The sequence below is a fragment of the Kordia sp. genome, assembly GCF_965224175.1.
In the GTDB taxonomy this organism is placed as follows: Bacteria; Bacteroidota; Bacteroidia; order Flavobacteriales; family Flavobacteriaceae; genus Kordia.
In genome coordinates this window covers 3,716,094-3,735,358 of sequence record NZ_OZ245041.1, presented here as the reverse complement: position 1 = coordinate 3,735,358, position 19,265 = coordinate 3,716,094, and the positions used below count along the sequence as shown (strand labels likewise).

At 33.8% G+C, this 19,265-nt stretch carries 13 protein-coding genes; all 13 read left to right on the top strand.

The genetic code is table 11. The features are described from left to right. The first annotated feature begins 266 nt into the window (after positions 1-266). The 13 genes from ACOQOS_RS16160 (at position 267) to ACOQOS_RS16100 (ending at position 19,203) form a co-directional block, all read left to right on the top strand. Positions 267-839, top strand: coding sequence for a Pvc16 family protein (locus tag ACOQOS_RS16160; RefSeq protein ID WP_420571506.1), 573 nt, complete (start codon positions 267-269; stop codon positions 837-839). Further along, positions 836-1,651, top strand: coding sequence for a hypothetical protein (locus ACOQOS_RS16155; protein ID WP_420571505.1), 816 nt, complete (start codon positions 836-838; stop codon positions 1,649-1,651). The genes ACOQOS_RS16160 and ACOQOS_RS16155 overlap by 4 nt, the downstream gene beginning before the upstream one ends. 52 nt (positions 1,652-1,703) lie before the next feature. Further along, on the top strand, positions 1,704-3,284 hold the full coding sequence (locus tag ACOQOS_RS16150; RefSeq protein WP_420571504.1) for a phage tail sheath family protein: 1,581 nt from the start codon (positions 1,704-1,706) through the stop codon (positions 3,282-3,284). A gap of 61 nt (positions 3,285-3,345) precedes the next feature. Further along, positions 3,346-3,807: a phage tail protein gene (locus ACOQOS_RS16145; protein ID WP_420571503.1), complete on the top strand. Its 462-nt coding sequence runs from the start codon at positions 3,346-3,348 to the stop codon at positions 3,805-3,807. After that, positions 3,800-4,246, top strand: coding sequence for a phage tail protein (locus ACOQOS_RS16140; protein ID WP_420571502.1), 447 nt, complete (start codon positions 3,800-3,802; stop codon positions 4,244-4,246). The genes ACOQOS_RS16145 and ACOQOS_RS16140 overlap by 8 nt, the downstream gene beginning before the upstream one ends. A gap of 18 nt (positions 4,247-4,264) precedes the next feature. Then, entirely contained in the window at positions 4,265-4,435 is a 171-nt protein-coding gene (locus ACOQOS_RS16135) for a DUF5908 family protein (protein ID WP_420571501.1), read from the top strand. A gap of 9 nt (positions 4,436-4,444) precedes the next feature. Next, the gene (locus ACOQOS_RS16130) at positions 4,445-5,116 is read left to right on the top strand and encodes a hypothetical protein (protein WP_420571500.1); all 672 of its coding nucleotides are present in this window, start codon (positions 4,445-4,447) and stop codon (positions 5,114-5,116) included. A 5-nt stretch (positions 5,117-5,121) separates the two neighbouring features. Next, on the top strand, positions 5,122-6,918 hold the full coding sequence (gene vgrG / locus ACOQOS_RS16125) for a type VI secretion system tip protein VgrG (RefSeq protein WP_420571499.1): 1,797 nt from the start codon (positions 5,122-5,124) through the stop codon (positions 6,916-6,918). Between the two features lie 247 nt (positions 6,919-7,165). Further along, on the top strand, positions 7,166-7,465 hold the full coding sequence (locus ACOQOS_RS16120; protein WP_420571498.1) for a PAAR domain-containing protein: 300 nt from the start codon (positions 7,166-7,168) through the stop codon (positions 7,463-7,465). Further along, positions 7,458-7,886, top strand: coding sequence for a GPW/gp25 family protein (locus ACOQOS_RS16115; RefSeq protein ID WP_420571497.1), 429 nt, complete (start codon positions 7,458-7,460; stop codon positions 7,884-7,886). Before ACOQOS_RS16120 ends, ACOQOS_RS16115 begins: the two co-directional genes overlap by 8 nt. Positions 7,887-7,890: 4 nt before the next feature. Continuing rightward, on the top strand, positions 7,891-12,126 hold the full coding sequence (locus tag ACOQOS_RS16110) for a hypothetical protein (RefSeq protein ID WP_420571496.1): 4,236 nt from the start codon (positions 7,891-7,893) through the stop codon (positions 12,124-12,126). Further along, positions 12,123-14,996 (top strand): hypothetical protein, encoded by a 2,874-nt coding sequence (locus ACOQOS_RS16105; RefSeq protein ID WP_420571495.1) that lies wholly within the window; start codon positions 12,123-12,125, stop codon positions 14,994-14,996. The genes ACOQOS_RS16110 and ACOQOS_RS16105 overlap by 4 nt, the downstream gene beginning before the upstream one ends. After that, the gene (locus ACOQOS_RS16100) at positions 14,989-19,203 is read left to right on the top strand and encodes a contractile injection system tape measure protein (protein WP_420571494.1); all 4,215 of its coding nucleotides are present in this window, start codon (positions 14,989-14,991) and stop codon (positions 19,201-19,203) included. Before ACOQOS_RS16105 ends, ACOQOS_RS16100 begins: the two co-directional genes overlap by 8 nt. Positions 19,204-19,265 lie beyond the last annotated feature (62 nt).

Here is a 19,265-nt window from a genome sequence, read left to right as displayed (position 1 = left end):
CAGCAAACATTCAATATTTCCGTATCTTAAACTCATGAAGTATTGCTGACCACTTCTGCCTAAAACCAAAACATTACAAATACATCTTATACATAAGGTATACAAAATCGTTGTATATGAATTTTATTGTTGTCTACGATTTGTCTACGGAAAAATTCGTACAAACGTAAAATGTGCATAAATGGTATACGCCTACTTCATTATAAACATTCATTGTATTATTAATTTTAGCAAGCTATTGCTAGCTAACCAAACCATTGTACCATATGATTGAAAAAGCACTTCAATTTACAGGAAAAGCACTCAACCAATTTGTAAAGACAAAATTCAATTTGGAGGAAGATGTGGTAAAGATCAATCCTATCATTGATCAAAACGGCAATGTGCCATTAGAAAACCAAAACAAGATTATCGTTTCATTGATTCATGTAGAACAAGACAACACGCAGCAATTCTACAATAGAAATCAAAAATTAGAAAACGGAAATTACCAAAGAGCTCCGCGTTCACAACGTTACAACTTATTTACGCTTATCACTCCAAATTTTGAAGATTATATAGAAGCTTTAAAGTTTTTAGATACTTCTATTCAGTTCTTTCAAATAAATGAAATGGTTGACGCCACTAAAAACGCCGGAATTCCTACCGAAATAGGCAAACTAGAATATGAGTTTCAAAAAGGCGAAAACTATATGCAAATGCAGAATCTATGGACAGCACTTGGTACAAAATATCAACCATCTGTAATTTATAAAATCCGATTAGTATCTATTGCTTCTGATGAAGTTGAAGGATTTGACACCGCAATTAAAAGTATTAATACAGACGCAAAACCATGAGTATAACATATATATCTTTGTTTAAAGTAACGGTTTCGCATACATACTATGCGTCTAATGTTTGTGAATGCTTACAATATAAAGCTACCACATCAACAAAAACGATTTTAGACAAATATGGTTTGATCCTAAGAATACTTACTGACGGATTTGAAGTCTACACATCTAGTGAGCAATCAATAGAAACACATTTAAATTATATCTCGCAGGTTTCTGGCATCACTGCTTTTCAATTTGAAGGAATTACTACGGATGCAAATTTTTACAATTTCACAGACATTTCTACGAATGAATTAGGAATACTAAGTTATGCAAGCGACATGACTGAAACCTCATCAAACACAACAAAAATACAACTTTCAGAAACATTTATAAAAGAAGCGAACAATCAGAAAACAATTACTGTTGCTATAAAATTTGACGATATCATTCGCTTACAAAAAATAATGAATCCCATCTCATTTTCCATTCAACTACAAGCTAGAAAAACTGAGTGGAATTATTACGTTGTGAATAATTCGAATCAAGAATACAATCAATTAGTTATAGAAGGAGCTAATGAAATTCAATTTACATCACCAACTGAACAAATCCTTCAAAACGGACAAAAAGCGCTGCTTTTTTCATCAAAACCTACCAAAATCCCATTAAAAAATGAAGTAACCTACACATTTGACTTAGTCAACACAAAACAGACTATAAGTGGTGAACGAAAGGAAATCGTTATCAAAGGATTACCGATTCCCAATCCACAAAACTTACAAATACAAGACGACCATACAATAGCATCGTTGATATATGTCTATATCTAACATGCCTTATCAATACTTATAAAAATTAACACGAATCAAATAACTATGTTTTATGAATTTATCAACCATTAAATCTCCAGGGGTTTATATCAATGAAATAAATGGTTTCGGAAATTCGGTTGTCCCTGTGGCAACAGCAGTTCCAGCATTTATTGGATATACTCCTCAAGCCATGTACGAAGGGAAATCGTATACAAACGTACCGACCAAAATTACGTCCTTTACAGATTTTCAGGCAATTTTTATGTTGCCAGATCCACCTGCACCAGCAGATCCAGCAAAACAATATAGTCCACAATACTATTTGGTAGCAGAAAAAAGTCAACCAGAAAAAGGTGATTACATGCTCATTGATGGAACCTACTACTCTATTGTTCCTGATCCAAATACTATTTATTATCTCTACAACAGTATTCGTTTGTTCTACGAAAACGGTGGTGGAGACGCGTACATCGTATCAGTGGGAAGTTATGGTGCTCCTTCCGGTAAAGCAATGACTCCAGGAGATCAAATTGTAAATCCAAATGTACAATTAAACGATCTTACAAACGGATTGGCATTGTTGAAAAATGAACAAGAACCAACTATGTATATCTGTCCAGAAGCTACTTTATTATCTGTTGAAAACAATGGAACATTAATGGCTTCTATGCTGCTACAAGCAGAAGAAATGCAAACAGCTGTTGCTATTTTAGACATTATAGGAGGAAGAAATCCAGATCCAGTAATGTGGATGGACGATATCACTACATTCCGTGACAATACAGGAGCCAACGGACTCAACTATGGAACCGCTTATTATCCATTTGTTGGAACTACAATCATGCAAACTTCTGATATTGACTATACAAATCTTTTTGGCGGTGATATAAAACAATTAGAACCATTATTGAGTCCTGCTGACAATCCAGATCAAACGGTAGAAACTATTATTGGAAACATTGAAAACCCTTCTGGAACACCATTAACGGTAAGTCAATATAACAATTCACTCATTGCAGCAAGTAAAACTTACAGCACAATCATTAATCATGTATTAAGTGATGCAAACATGTTACCGCCAAGTGGTGGAATGGCCGGTGTAATTACGGTAACTGACAATGAAGTTGGTCCGTGGCAAGCTCCTGCTAATACTTCTATGGTTGGTGCAGCTTCGTTACCTATAAAACTATCAGAATCTCAACAAGCAGGCTTAAATGTAGATGCTGTTTCTGGAAAATCTATCAACGCTATTCGTTTCTTCAACGGACTCGGAATCCTAATTTGGGGCGCAAGAACCTTAGACGGAAACAGTCAAGATTGGCGCTACTTATCAGTAAGAAGAACGATGACTTTCTTAGAGCAATCGTGTAAACTTGCGGCACAAGCTTATGTATTTGCTCCAAACGATAAAAACACATGGGAAGCAGTAAAAACCATGATTGGAAGTTTCTTAACTAGTATTTGGAAAGAAGGTGGATTGCAAGGAGCTACTGCTGCTGCTGCTTTTTCTGTTGAATGCGGATTAGGAAGCACAATGACTTCAGACGACATTTTAAATGGATTTATGAATGTAACTATTAAAGTTGCAGTAGTGCGTCCTGCAGAATTTATTGTACTAACATTCCAACAACAACAAGCAACTTCTAGCTAATCTAAAGCAAAAAAGTAATCACATTTTAAAAACAAAAATTAACAATTAAAAATATAATATTATGGCAGATGATGGAAGTAAAGAAGGGTCTACATGGCCCATGCCAAAGTTCCGATTTGAAGTAGACTTAGGAACTGAAATGAAAGGTGTTGCATTCCAAGAAGTTTCTGGAATGGACGTAGAAAACCAAATTATTGAATATCGTAAAAGTAATAGTACACTATTCTCTACCGAAAAAATGCCTGGCATAGTAAAGTATGGAAATGTAACTATGAAACGCGGTGTTTTTGTCAACGATAATACATTTTGGAATTGGCATAAGGAAATTTCTATGAACACCATCAAACGTAGAACGGTAATCATTAAACTATTAGACGAATCTGGAAAAGTAACCATGCAATGGACACTTAACAATGCATGGCCGACCAAAATTACGAGTACTGATCTAAAATCTGATGGAAATGAAGTTGCTATCGACACTTTAGAAATTGCCCACGAACAACTAATTATCGCAAATGGATAATAGTGCATATCCTGTTGGATTCTATTTTTCACTTTCGTTTGAAGGGGAAGATGCGGCTTTTAAAGAAGTCTCAGGAATCAGTAAAGAATTAGGTATTGAAGAAGTTGCTGGCGGCGGCGAAAATCGGTTTAAATATCGATTGCCAAACGTAAGCAGTAGTAAAAACTTAGTACTTAAAAGAGCCATTGTTCCAACAGAATCAAAGTTAATTTCATGGTGTTCTGATACACTAGATGGAGGATTAGCAAATGCTATACAAACACAAGATGTATCTGTTGATTTGCTTGATAATGAAGGAAAAGTATTGATGAAATGGACGTTTTACAATGCATATCCAGTAAGTTATGCTGTTTCTGATTTAAAATCGCAAGAAAGCGAAATATTAATAGAAACTATCGAATTAGCATACAACTATTTCAACATCAAATCAACCACATAAACGTACACAACACATATTATGCCCATAGAAATCAGAGAATTAGTCATAAAAACAGAGATAAAAACGGTGCATGAAAATTTGAACACAAAACGCAATGCGTACGATGCTTCAAAATTAAAAAATGAAGTATTGGAAAGCTGCAGACGTATGATTTCGGAAGCACAAAAACGAGAAAAATATAATAGATAACATACGATTATGGCATTGGAATATATGAAAATAACAGGATACAAAGATGAGGACTTTACACAAGCCGTTTCTGGTGATCCATATAATCTAATGATCAATCCTGAATCTATAAAATGGAGTCGAAGTATTGAATACAATGAGCAACAACCTATAGATACGAGTACAACATCTCAAAAATACAAACACACACCAAGTGACAATCTCAGTTTTGATATTGTCATAGACTGTACAGGAGTTGTTGATAACAAACGTACCGATTTAAACAAGGAAATTGAAGCTTTAGAAGATATTGTTTACACCTACAACGGCGACATTCACAGACCCAACTTTGTAAAAATACAATGGGGAAGTGATCTCGTGTTTTACAGCGTATTGAAGTCGTTCGATACAACGTATACTTTGTTCAAACCAGATGGAAGTCCGTTAAGAGCAAAAATATCGTTGAGTTTCGGAAAATATGTTTCTGCTGATAAGCGAAAAAAAGAAGACAACGAAAGTTCTCCCGACATTTCACACATGATCGAAGTTGTACAAGGCGATAGCTTACCTCAATTATCAAACAAGGTTTGGAACACACCGTATTATTACGTTCAAGTAGCACAGTACAACGATTTAAACAAATTCAGACAATTAAAAGGTGGACAACAATTATTATTCCCACCAATCATAAAGCCAACATAAATTATATGAGTGCATCAACAAACATTACCAGTGGCGGATTAGTCACATTTGATATCAAAACCAACGGAAGTAATATTCCAGATGCAATGGACGTAATGTCTGTTGAAGTTGAAAAAGGTGTCAACAGAATATCGATTGCAAAAGTTGTAATCATTGATGGAAATCCAGCGGATGAAACTTTTGAAGCAAGTTCCTCAAGTACATTTGTTCCAGGAAATACAATTACTATTGAAGCAGGATACGATTCTAAAAACGAAACCATTTTTGAAGGAATTATTACCAAACAAAGTATTCGTATTCATGGAAGTCAAGGTTCTGTTCTAGTTGTTGAGTGTAGAGATAAAGCTGTAAAAATGATTGTGGGTCGCAAAAGTTTGACGTATTCAAAACAAAAAGACAGCGACATTATGAGTTCTATTATTGGAAACTACGGATTGTCTGCGGATGTAACTGCAACCTCTAAAGAATGGCCAGAACAGGTACAATATTACACTACCGATTGGGATTTTTTATTGGCGCGTGCCGAAACAAATGGAATGATTGTGACGACGCTCAACGGAAAAGTTTCCGTATTTCCACCAGATAATGATACAACTTCTGTCTTAGAAATTGCATATGGAAACAATTTATTGGAATTCAATGCTTCCTTAAACTCTGTAACACAATTAGGTACCGCAAAAGGAACTTCTTGGGATTTTACACAACAAAAAACCGCTTCAGGAGAAGCCAACGTAAGTTACGCAGGTCCAGGAAATTTATCTTCTAAAAAACTATCGGAAGTTGTGGGACTTTCTGATTATGCTTTGCAAAGTACAGCTCCACTAGAAGCATCTGATTTAACCAATTGGTCAAAATCCGCTTTGGTAAAAAGTGCATACTCAAAAATTCAAGGAGACGTAAAATTTCAAGGAAGTAATTTAGTCGATCCTGGAAAATACATCACATTAGCAGGATTGGGCGATCGTTTTAATGGCGATCATATCATTTCTAATGTACATCATGTTATTGGCCATGGAAACTGGGTTACGGAAGTTTCAGTAGGCTTGTCTCCTATTTGGTTTACGGAAGAACCAGATGTAATGGCGCCACCAGCTTCTGGATTATTACCTGGTGCACAAGGATTATTCAATGCTACCGTAAAAAAAATGTATGAAGATCCAGACAATCAATATCGTGTATTAGTAGACATTCCGCTATTTGATCCAAATGGTGAAGGATTGTGGGCACGATTAACCAATTTCTATTCAACTTCTGGCGCAGGAACATTCTTTATGCCTGAAGTTGGAGATGAAGTAGTTGTTGGATTTTTGAATGAAGATCCACGTTATCCAATCATCTTAGGAAGTATGTACAGCGCTGACAAAAACAAACCTTTTGATGGTTTAGATCCAAACGAAAACAATACGATCAAAGCATTTGTATCTAAATCTGGAATCAACATTAAGTTTGATGATGAAAATAAAGTACTTACGCTAGAAACTCCGAGTAAAAATACAGCCATTTTCAGCGATCAAGACAAAGAAATCACGATTAAAGATCAAAACAATAATAATATTGTGATGTCGGAAAGTGGAATTACCATAAAAAGTGATAAAGACATTACCGTACAAGCTTCACAAAATCTCACACTAAAAGGAGATACAGGAGTTACGATTGAATCTTCTGGCGGCGATGTTCAAATTAAAGGGTTAAACATCAAAGAAACCGCACAAATGCAGTATTCTGCCGAAGGAAGCATGACAGCTTCGCTTCAAGGTGGAACAGAAACCACCATCAAAGGAGCCATGGTGATGATTAACTAGGTAGGATTTAGGTGTTGGGTCTTTGGGATTAGAGATTAGTAAGTTTCTTGATAATCTTTTTAGCTCAAATAAAAACACAAACAACTAAACGTCACTTCGAGTGATTTTATATCATATCGAGCAATCGAAATAGATAGAAAATTGTATCGAGAAGTACTTTGAAACAAAATAGGAATTAGGTGTTGGGTCTTAGTAAATTTCTCAACAACCTTTTTACTTCAAAATTAACAGCTAAAAAAACAAAAATATGCCACCAGCAGCAAGATTAACCGATTTTCACGAATGTCCAATGGTAACACCGGGCGTTCCTCCTATTCCACATGTGGGCGGACCTGTAATTGGTCCAGGAGAACCAACAGTTCTAATTGGCAAATTGCCAGCCGCACGCGTTGGTGATATGCTCGTATGTGTTGGACCGCCAGATTCTATTGTAAAAGGATCTGCAACCGTAATGATTGGCGGAATGCCCGCAGCAAGAATGGGCGATACAACCGCACATGGCGGATCGATTGTTTTAGGAGATTTTACAGTAATGATCGGTGGATAGAACAACAAACATACAAAAAGAGTTTCTCGGTTCAGGTTGGTCATTTCCTGTGACATTTTCTAAGGAAAATCATCAACTGAAACTCACAAAGTATGAAACTAATATTAATGAAATGATCAATTTGATCATGCAAACCACCTTTGGTGAACGCCCATTTTCAGCGCAATTCGGTTCAGGATTACAAAAGTTTTTCTTTAAAGAAATGCGTCCAACATTACAAGGTGAAATTAGAGAAGCCGTAAAAACAGCGCTGCTAAATAATGAACCCAGAATAAAAGTAATATCGGTAGATGTTGCTTTTGCCGATTTACAAAATGGTTTGGTAGAAGTAACCATCAAATACATCTACAATCAAACCAACACAAGACACAATTACGTGTATCCTTTTTACATAAAAGAAGGAACCAATTTACAACAATAAGTACATGAGTCAATTTGATCAACATAACGCAATGATAGCACTAGAGAAAGCTTTAGTGCCAAGTGCTAGTTTGGTAGATGGCAGAACGGAAACTGACAATTTACGCCTGCTTGCTGACTTTGCTACGTTGTTTAATTTTTACGATCAAACAAATACCATTAATGGGAATTGGTCTCCTTTTTTACTAAAAGATCCTGTTTTTTTAGTCGCTTCTATAGCTAAGACTTCTTTTCAGAAAACATATTCTTTGTTTGTCAACACATGTTTACAATTAAAAAATGCCATCACGCAAAATTCTAGTGTCAAGTTTATATCAAACGGCTTCAATCAATTATTTGATCAACTGAGTTTGGTATTTCAAATGATGGAACGATGGACACATTATATGCAAGAATCAAGTTTAGAATACAACTTGAAAACGTATATCGTACATAGTGTAAAAGATACGTATGGATTGATTTTTTGGTCTTTAATAGCCTTACGAAAACAACTCTATGCCTATGAAAAAAATCCTAAAGTCACTCCAAATATACCTGGAATTCAAACTGTAGATAGTAGCACATATGAAAACTACGATCCAAAAATTTGGAATGTAAGAAAAGGAGAATCTCCCTATTGGACTGTATTAGGTTTACCTACAACTCCATGTGATCAGGTGCCTAACGAACAATGTTTTTATATTGAAAATCTTACGCAAGATGATTTATATACGTCTTTGTATGCTACAGGAAAAAAAGTATTTGCCTTTTTTAGTAAATGCATTTCATACGCTGATACAGAATTGAAAACCTTGCAAAATGTTCCTAGTCATTTTCCAGATACTATTTTACTTAGAACTTTTACGAGTTTACTAAAAATTTACCAAAACCAACTCAATTCACTATCAACCAAACATTTAAATTTTTATTATAAAGATATTTTAAAACAAGCACCTAACAGTGTCGTTCCAGATTGTGTGTATGCTAGTAGTAATTTGGCAAAGAAGACCACTACGTTTCAGTTGCCACAAAAAACTATTTTCACTGCAGGTGTTGATGCAAATAAGCAACCTATTTTATTTGAAACTACTAAAAAAACTTCCCTAAATCCTGCTAAAATTGTAAATGCATACACGCTTTCGCAAACAATTGTAGACACCTATCATTCAGAGTTGTATTTGGAAAAATTACCACCTGTAAATGCTGTTACAAAAGATGAAGCTGGCGCGATTAAAACTTGGAAAACTTTTGGTTCACAATTGCCTAAAGAAAAAGTTAGCAATACTATGGCAATCGCTTTTGGTTCGCCAATGTTTTACTTAACAGAAGCAACTTCAAGAGAAATTACATTAAATCTCACACTTTCAAGCTCAACGTTTGCTGCTATTATTCAAGAGAAAACAACCTTCTATTTGAGTACTGAAAAAGCTTGGTTTGAAATTCCAAAGAAGCAAATCACTATCAATTTTACAACACCAAGTTATAAGTTACCAATGACAATTGATCGTGATGTAAAATTAACGATTACACTACATCAAACCGATCCAGTAATTGCAGCATTTACCAAAAATCCAGATGGATACGCTTGCGAATGGCCTTTATTTAAAATGCTATTCTCTGAATTTGAAAATTTAGCTTCTCCACCACAAATTAAAACAATGTCAATTGATGTTGCTATAGAAGGTTTACAAGATTTTCAGTTGTACAACGATTTCGGACAACTCAATCCTAAAAAACCTTTTCAATTGCTAGGTTCAGCACCTAAAGTGAATCAAAATTTCATGGTAGGAAGTGCAGAAGCATTCAGCAAACCAATACAAGACATTGAGTTTACATTGACGTGGAATCCGTTTGCTCCAAACTTTGACTTTGCTACTTATTATAATGAATATAACAACTACTTAAATGGTGAATATTCGGGTACTGTAATTTATGTAAATGAACTGGAGGCGTTCATAAAAAAAGTAAAAAGTTTACAAGAATCTTTATATAAAGAAATATCCAAATCTGAAGAACGATTATTTAAAAAAATACCACAAAAAAGTAATGTGAATGATGCTGTTAGTTTAATTCAACAGAATCAAACAACACTTACAAACATGGTTAATAAGCAAACAACAAAACTTCAGAAAAAAGAAGATTTAGCAGATCCGCTTGTTACCGATATTGTTTCATTAAACAATGACATGTTGACCGCAATTCTGGACATTCAAAATACCTTAATCAAAAGTTTCCAAGATAGTAATGAAATAGATACAGATGCTGCAAATAAAGCAGAAACAGATATTTCAAAAGAGATTGAGACTACACAAACTACAGTTTCTCAAAAAATTACTGATGTAGAAAACAATGCACTCAGCACTAACATTCAGGAAAAACAATCTTTATTGCAAAAATTCACTGGACTCTTTAAAAAAGGGGATCAAATTGGATTGGAAACACAGACAGATAAACTTACATTTTACAATACTGCTTTTTTAGTTGATTTTCAGCTTTTGCAAAATGGTTTGTGGGAAGATTTTGATAGTATAGATAATGGCAATACTGTTTCTTCGAGTACAGAGAAAGATTTATTTTTTTCGTCTACGACAGACCTCACAATAATTCCTTCATCACGAACCTTTGAGTTTACAGGAATCAATCTTGATGCAGCTACTGTTGATCCAACATTACAACAAAAACTATTACAGCTTACAGACAAAACAACAACTGGATTTTTAAAAATGAAACTATCTGAACCAAGCGATGGTTTTGGAACAGACATCTATGCAAAAGTAGTTGCTGCAATTGCTTTGTTTAATGCAGAAATTATTGCCGCAAAAATCAAAGATCCTAAAGATGATCAGAAGTTAGTTTCTTCTCCAAACATTCCATTTGTTCCTATGGTTAGTGTTTTTGAAGGGAACTATACTGCTTCTGTGAGTTACGATTTTTCAACAAATGAAGAAAGCTATCCGTTGCAGTGTTTTTACAATACTCCTTTTGCTAATTACAAAGTGTATGATACTACAAATACAGACGAAAAAATCATCACAGAAAATACGACTATTGGATGTTCTCCTATAAGAAACACAAATGGAGAAATTACTCCATTGACAGCTTTACCGTTAGTACCAACATTTGCTTCTAAAGGACAATTATTTTTAGAATTACAAGATATAATCGTACCTGCAGAAGTAAGTTTTTATTTTGAATTGGCTCGAACATACACAGAAAAGATACTCACTACCAAACAACTAACATATTCGTATTTAAGTACAAGTGGTTGGAAAAAATTGACTTCAATTGCAGACAGCACAAATAACTTTACATGTTCAGGAATCATCAAAATCAACATTCCTGACGACATTACAACAATACACGATACTATTGCTGGAGCAAACTATTGGATTGCCATAGGCACTGAAAATAATCCTGATAGTTTCCCTGAAACATCTTTTTTAAAAACCAACGGATTTGCATTACAACGCATTGTAACAAAGAACGATTTTTCGTTAACAACGCCACAAATCGCTGCAAATGTAATTACAACACCACAAACTGCCATTCCTGAAATTTCAACAACTGTACAACCTTTTGCTTCTTTTGGTGGAAAAGCCGCAGAAACAAATGCGCAGATGAATTCACGAGTAAGTACACGATTGAAAACAAAAGATCGATTGGTAACTACAGAAGATTTTTTTAATACCATCCGATTGGCATTTTCGGAAGTGTACTATTCAAAATCAATTTATAAAAAAACAACAAATCAAGTATATACCTATGTCATCAAAAGAGTTGCAGAAGCTAGTGACACCAATGCTTTTGTGCCATTGTTGAGTGAATGTTATGAAGTAGACATTCAAAAATATATTGCGCAACGTGTTTCATCTTTCCTAAACGTTTCTGTGGAAAATTTTGAATTGAACTACGTGCAAATTACAGCCGACATTGAGGTACAAAGCGATGAAGACGTAACTACCGTTGCAAAAGAAGTCAATGACGGAATCAATATTTTTCTGGCGCCTTGGATTACAAGTGCGCAATCGCAAATTACCATCGACACTGGGCTAAACACTGCGCAACTTGTAGCTTTTATAAATACATATGATAGCATTTTAGAAGTGAATAGTATTTCATTTCAACTAGGAACTAAAAATTTTACCACAGGAGAAATTAGTTATCAAGATAGCACGCAAGAAGTGGTTGCCAAAGATGGAATTATCCTAGTTCCATCTTTAAATAATTTGACAAAGAACAGTAAAATCAAGTATCATTTATGACACAGGAAAACTACATAGCAGATATGCAACTTCCTTTGGAGCTTGATTTTAAAGCGCTGAAATCTCAAGGTTTTGCCTATATCCAAGCACATAGCAACACCGAATGGACCAATTTAAATCCTAGTGATCCTGGTGTGACTATTTTGGAGCAACTCTGCTATGCCTTTACGGAACTTGGCTATTGTGGAAATTTTTCCATAAAAGATATTTTGACAAAAGAAAATGGTGACTTAACAGTTGACAATCAATTCTATTTACCACAAAATATTTTAACAAGTTCACCTGTAACAATTAATGATTATATAAAATATGTTATTGATCAAATTCCAAGTGTAAAGAACGTAGTAATTGTACCAACAACCTTGTCATTTCCTTTTGTGAGTGGCGTATATAATGTGTATTTATTACTGAATCCTAATTATGATAATCCATCAGTGATTGATTCGCCTGAAGATGATACATTTTTCTTATTAAATAGTTGTAGAAATGTGAGTGAATTGTTTTTACAACCACAAATACTTACTCCTAAAGAATATACCATTAGTGGAAATCTTGTACTGGACTCTGGTTATGATTTAAATTCGATTCTCCCAAAAATCATACAATCTATTACGGATTATATTTTTCCAAATGTTGTACAAACAGGTTATGACAAATTGAAAGCTTCAGGAGAAACTACTAATGAAATTTTTAATGGTCCTAGTTTAAAAAACGGCTGGATTTCTTCTGAAAGTATTCAACCAAAAAAAGATATCATTCAAGCTTTTGAAATTACACAATTGATTCGCGAAATTGATGGCGTACAATCTATTTCTGGGATTTCATTTACGTATGCAGACGATACACCAACAACAACTGCATCTTGTATAAAAAGTGAAATTTTAAGCTTTAATTTTTCAAAATCATTCTTAAAAAAAGCAGATGTTTCAAGCTTACACGTAAGCACGCAAGGAAAAGAATTGAATACTTCGCTAAATACTTCATTGATTGATGAGTTGGCAAACATGCAACAAGAAAGTACACAAATTAATGAAGTAGCCGCTGTGCAAATCGCTCCAAAACTTCCAACAGGAAAATACCGAGATATTACAAGTTATTATTCTATTCAACATACATTTCCAGCAGCATATGCTGTCGGAGAAAGTGCTACGAATAGCAGTATGCCAGCGTTTCAAATAGCACAATCGCGACAATTAAAAGGATACTTGAGTTTATTTGATCAGATGTTGAGTAATCAGTTTGCTCAATTAGCAAATATTGACAAGTTATTTTCCTTTCAAAATTCTATCACAGGAAATCCTGCAGACTTAGAAAGTTACAATAGCACTAAAACACCTTCGGAAAAGGTAAATCCAAAATATCCTGTTCCGTTTGAAGTTTTTTCACCTACTTATTTTTACCAAGCGCTGTATGAAAGTGTTCCTGATGTGGAATCACTTTTACGCAATAATAGCATTTTTAAATTCGGTACAAATTCAGAATCATCAACTACAATAGCGCACAAAAATTGGTTAGCCTATAAAGAAGATCCATACAACTCTTATATGTATGGTTTATTGGTATTTAATGAAGAAGATACTGTGAATTTGCAACGTAGAAATGATTTACTAGATCATTTATTGGCAAGACATGGAGAATCGCCTTTAATCATTGATACGCTTGTGTACGGAACTGTATATTCTGGAGATATATTGAAAGATGCCGTAATTATTAAAAGTGTGTATTTGCAAAACTTAACACCTTTATCATACAATCGCACAAAGGCTTACAATAGTATTGGTGCTTCTAAATTAAATGATTATATCCTTGAAATTACTACAGAACTTATTGATTCATTATTGAGCGTAAATACTTTGGAAACTTTGGCTGATTTACAATTGAAAATTGCCAGTATTCCAAATGCAACACAACAAGAAATCTTCAATATCGAAGCTGAATATCGTGCAAAAAAAGAGTTACACAACATTTTAACAAAAGCCTATAAAAACAATGGTGTTTTTGATGTGACTCGCATAGACAAAGAACAAGCAATTTCGCAACAAGACAGTTTAGACTATATTACAATTTCTCTAAAATTAAGCATGTTATTGACATTAAAACCTTTCTATGTCAACTTCATACAAGGAATTCTTGATGTAAATGCAGAAACTGAAACAGCAGAAGCACTTTCACTTTTATATCAACAAAGCGAAATGGTTTTATGGCTAATCACTGAGCGAAAAGGAATGATTGCTATTGAAACTAATGTACTATTACAGTCAGGAAGTTTTCAAGTATACATTAAAGAAAGCTCAATTTCTAATATATATTATCGCTTAAATACGATATTAAATTATACCGATTTCATCACACTTTCAGCAAAGTTGAATACTATGAAGTCACAAGACATTACAAGTTATTTGACATCTATTAATGCTAATTATACACTTACACAAGTAGATAGCAATACGTTAGAAGATGCCACATTTATATCTATTCCAAACACAGCAAATTCATGGACAGCAAGTGTTAATTGGAATGAAAAAAACACCATGTACATCACAGATTCGTTTTTGAAAAATACATTGTTTTGGATTTTCCCCAATTATATAAAAGAACTTATAGCTACAGATTGGCAACATCGTCTCTCCTACTTTATGGAAAGTCAATTGCCAATTCAAATTACAGCAAACCCAATGTATGCTGATGCAGACGATTTACAAACACTAATTCCGCTGTATGTAAGCTGGTACAACTCGAATATTTATAATGTAAACAATCAAACCACTGAAGAAAAGACTCAAACTGCACAAAAACTAACTGTAAACGCAGGAAACTTAGTAACTAAACTTGTAGAAATCTCAAAAAATACGTTGCCAACTAATGCATAATCAAGGAGCACATATCATCACACATTGCCAATGGAATACAGCTTTCGATTCCAAAAGGCTCGCGCATCAATTGCAGATGGATATCAGCTCATGGAGTTCGTATAAGATGAAACGAATTATTGATACTGTGTTTGATAGTATTTGTCCACAAGGTCAAACACTAAAAATAAAGAAGCTCGCTATTGACTTGGGCGCAATCACTTATGAAAACATGATGAGTGAACTTCCATTACGCTTGGAAGAAGCTTTACGAACTGCATTGTATGACTTAATTATGTATCCGAAAAACGGAGATAAAACTTTGGAAATTATTCATGAAGATATTGCGCAAATTAATGTGCTACGTGATTTTCTATTACAAGGAATATTACCATGGAATTATCAAGAAACTTACGGAACTGCTGCCGAAATCATGCGTTCACAATTGGTCAACAATCGTTTGGATGTTGTTCATATGATTCAAGAAATTGGCATATCTGCGAATGTTCGTAAACGAATTGCTTGGCAATTTTCAGATGTGATCATCAAAAAAATTATTGCTGGATTAGAACCAAACAATCATCAACAAATCATCAGTTTTTCAAAAGAATTTGTAAAGGTTCAAGAAAAGGAAACTATTGTACAGACAAGTACTAATGATTTGAAAAAGAATCTTTGGCTTTGGATTTTGAATTATTTATTTACGGATAGAGGAACTATTTTTAATAGAGTTGCTTTTGTACGAAATACGATAGAACAAATGGCTAGTCATTTCAATATTTCATACGATGCAATGATAGAATTGATTGAAAGTGCTATTGGACGTGCCAATGAATATTTCCAAGTAGACAAAGGCTTTATCGCAATTTTAAATATACTATCGGAAGAACTTCACAATACATCTTTTTCTCGTATAAAAACAGAAAAACAGAAAGAAAACTTCTGGCAAAAAGTTGAATTATATTTTAATTCTCCAACCACAAGAAGTATCAATGTACAGAAGAATGAGTTTAATGAATTGGTGATTAATTTATCGAAGCTAGATACAACACGTTTTCAAAAAATTGTACTAAGCGTTCCTCAAAAACCAAGCGTTTGGAAAGCGGTGTTGAAAGATTTAATTCCTGCAGCTATTGAAAGTTTATTTGTGGCTTTAGCGCCTTCTCAATCGAAAAAAATCTTAACAGAGATTACTTTTCTTGAAAAATTACACAAATCTTCTTCCGTGAAAATTGAACTTCTTGATGTATATACTTTTGGAATTGAGTTTTGTGTCACACATCAACATACTTCTATTGGTAAAACTGCTTTTTTAGATTTCGTCATAGAAAAATTAGCACACAAACAACAGCAAAGTAAGTTTGTCATTTTAGATCATTTTGTAGCTTCAAACGTTGCAAATACCGAGAAGAAAACTTCTTTTATTTCATTATACAGTGATTTACAAAGCTTATATCAAAAAGAAATTGCAACAGCAAAAGCATTCACTTCAGAGAAAAAAATACAACATATCATTTCAAAGTACATTTCTGAAATTCAACAACCAACTTCGGCTACAAGTACAATTTTAGAACTTGAAAAAATAGTACAAAAGTGGATTTTGGCTTCACCAACTACTTTCTGGAATGCAATTATTTCCGTAGAAAAAACACAGAAAGTCACAATTCATATTACAGCTTTGATTGCATCATACGGAACTGAAAGATTTTTAAAAGCAGTCGCTCCAGAAAATTTTACAGTCTTAGTAAAAGTGAAGCAACTTATTGAAATTCTAATTACAAAACATCCGAAAAAAGCACCTGCATTGCGTGCTATCAAAAACGCATTGATGTCTGCAGGCTTTGAAGTTTTGTGGAAATACAAATCGCAAAATGCCGCCACTTTCTTTACCAATATATTACAGTATTTCATTCAGCAGCAAAATATTTTAAAAGTTTCATCGACAGCAGTTAAAGAAGCGATTCAATTAGTGCTGAATACGCCAAAAATACGCACATTGGCTTGGTCATCGCATGAATTTGTTTCGATACAAGCACAACATAAAAAATATACTTCTCAAACAACAATTGAAGTAATTCTAGAACTTACAACACAAGCTAAAAAGCAAGTTGAAGTCGCCAAACATGTTTCGCAACTTGTCCGATCAAAAAAGACAACGACAAGTAAATTCAAAGCCAATGAAACTACTATAATTTCGTATTTAGTTACCAATGGCATACAACTTCGCGGACGTCTGATTGCTAAATTTTTAAAACAAATTACTGAAACCAAAACAACATTTAGTTCATCACAAATCAAAGTGATTTTACAAGATTGTTTTTGGCAATCACTTGTTCATTATCAAAGCTATCAAGGTAATGAACGTGCATTTACTCAATTGTTTGAAGCTACTGTTTTAGAAACATTTCCAGCTATAAACACTATCATTGAAAAAGCAGAGATAACAAAAAATAGTGCTACAAAAAAATTACAAAAAAACGAAGTTATCATCAAGCCGTATCAAATTGAAACGAACACATTATTTGAAGTTTTAAAAGATAATTTACAAGCTACAAACACAACTGTTGAAATTTCTAAAAGACCTTTCTCCTTTGCAACATTGTTTGTCATGGGATTGGAAACTTCTCCAAAAAATATCAGAAACATTATTGTAGAAACGGTTACTTCTAGCAAACAACTTTCTTTCTTAAAAGAAACCATCAAGTTTGAGGAATTTATCGTATTGATTGGAAATGATGTTGCTAGTTCAAATTCAGCTGTTTTTAGAGCAATTCATATGTTGTTTGTAATTGCCAAACAACTTGGAAATACGCAAACAATAATCACATTACAAACTATTTTTTGGGAGCAAACTATTGCGATAATTCAACGAAAACACGCTGCAAAAAAAGTATTGAAAACACTTGTAAATATTTCTTTTGATACACTTTCTGAGACTGCCACATTAGATCAAATTACCATTGTAAAACATATACAAAACAACCGATTTAAAGTACCTGAAATTTTAAAAACAGTATTGGTTGAAAGACATCAAATCTTTGAGTTAGCAACTCCAGAAATCAAGGAATTTACTCTTTCTGAAGCACTTACACATTGTGTTGAGCACAATAAACTGGAATTATTAAGTAAACACCTCATCACTAGGTTTTCAATTCCAACATGGTTTCAACATCAAGAAGCACATACCTATCAAAGCATTGTGAATGAATTGATACAGCAACAACCATTAATTGTCTTAAAAACAATTCGTAGTCAGCAAATTTCAACTGTACAACTGACCAAATTTGTGCAAACTATTCATTTCAAAAATTTCATTGAAGCTGTATTAAAATTATATCCGTCGCAGCGAAAAGAACTTATGGATATGCAAAAACTATATGAAAGTATAGCATTTGTTTCTATGCGAGGAATTTCAACGAAAAGCTTACAAGAAATAATCGTCAAAAAAGTAATCACTGCTTGGCAAACTTCCAATTGGTCTTTGATAACACATACAAATATTTGGAATGAATTGCTGTGGGAAACTTGCGGAAAACAGCACATTCAACAACAAGATTTCATCAACGCTATCAATACAATCAAAACCATGTTACCGCCATCATTACAGGTAACATATACAAGTATTTCATCAATTATAAAACCATCAAAACACAATCAATCTAACATAGAATATCACAACAAAAAGAAATCATTTATGGAAACAGAATTAAGAGAATTCCCAGAAGAAGGTGTCGCAATTCCAAACGCAGGTTTAGTCATGCTCAACTCTTATTTTTTGATGTTATTAGATCGCTTAGATCTAACTGAAAATAATGCGTTTATTTCTGATGAAGCACAATTAGACTCAATCCATTATTTACAATTTATTGTGACTGGACTTACGCAAACAGATGAATCTTTATTAACACTCAATAAAGTGTTAGTAGGTCTTTCTCCCAATACACCTGTAAAAGACAGTACAGAAATTACTGAAGATCAAAAACAGCTAATAGAAGGAATGCTACAAGCAGCGATTAGTTATTGGCCAGAAATTGGTCAAACCTCTATAAACGGTTTTCGTGGAAACTGGCTCGTACGAGATGGAATTTTGAGAGAAACCGAAGACCGTTGGGAACTTACTGTAGAAAAAAGACCTTATGATGTTTTAATGATGAAATCACCCTTTTCATTTTCCATCATAAAACTGCCATGGATGTCTAAACCATTGCATGTTACTTGGCCATTTTAAAAAACAAATCACCATGAAAATATACAAGAAAAACATACCAAAAATAGATAGTAGTTAAGTCA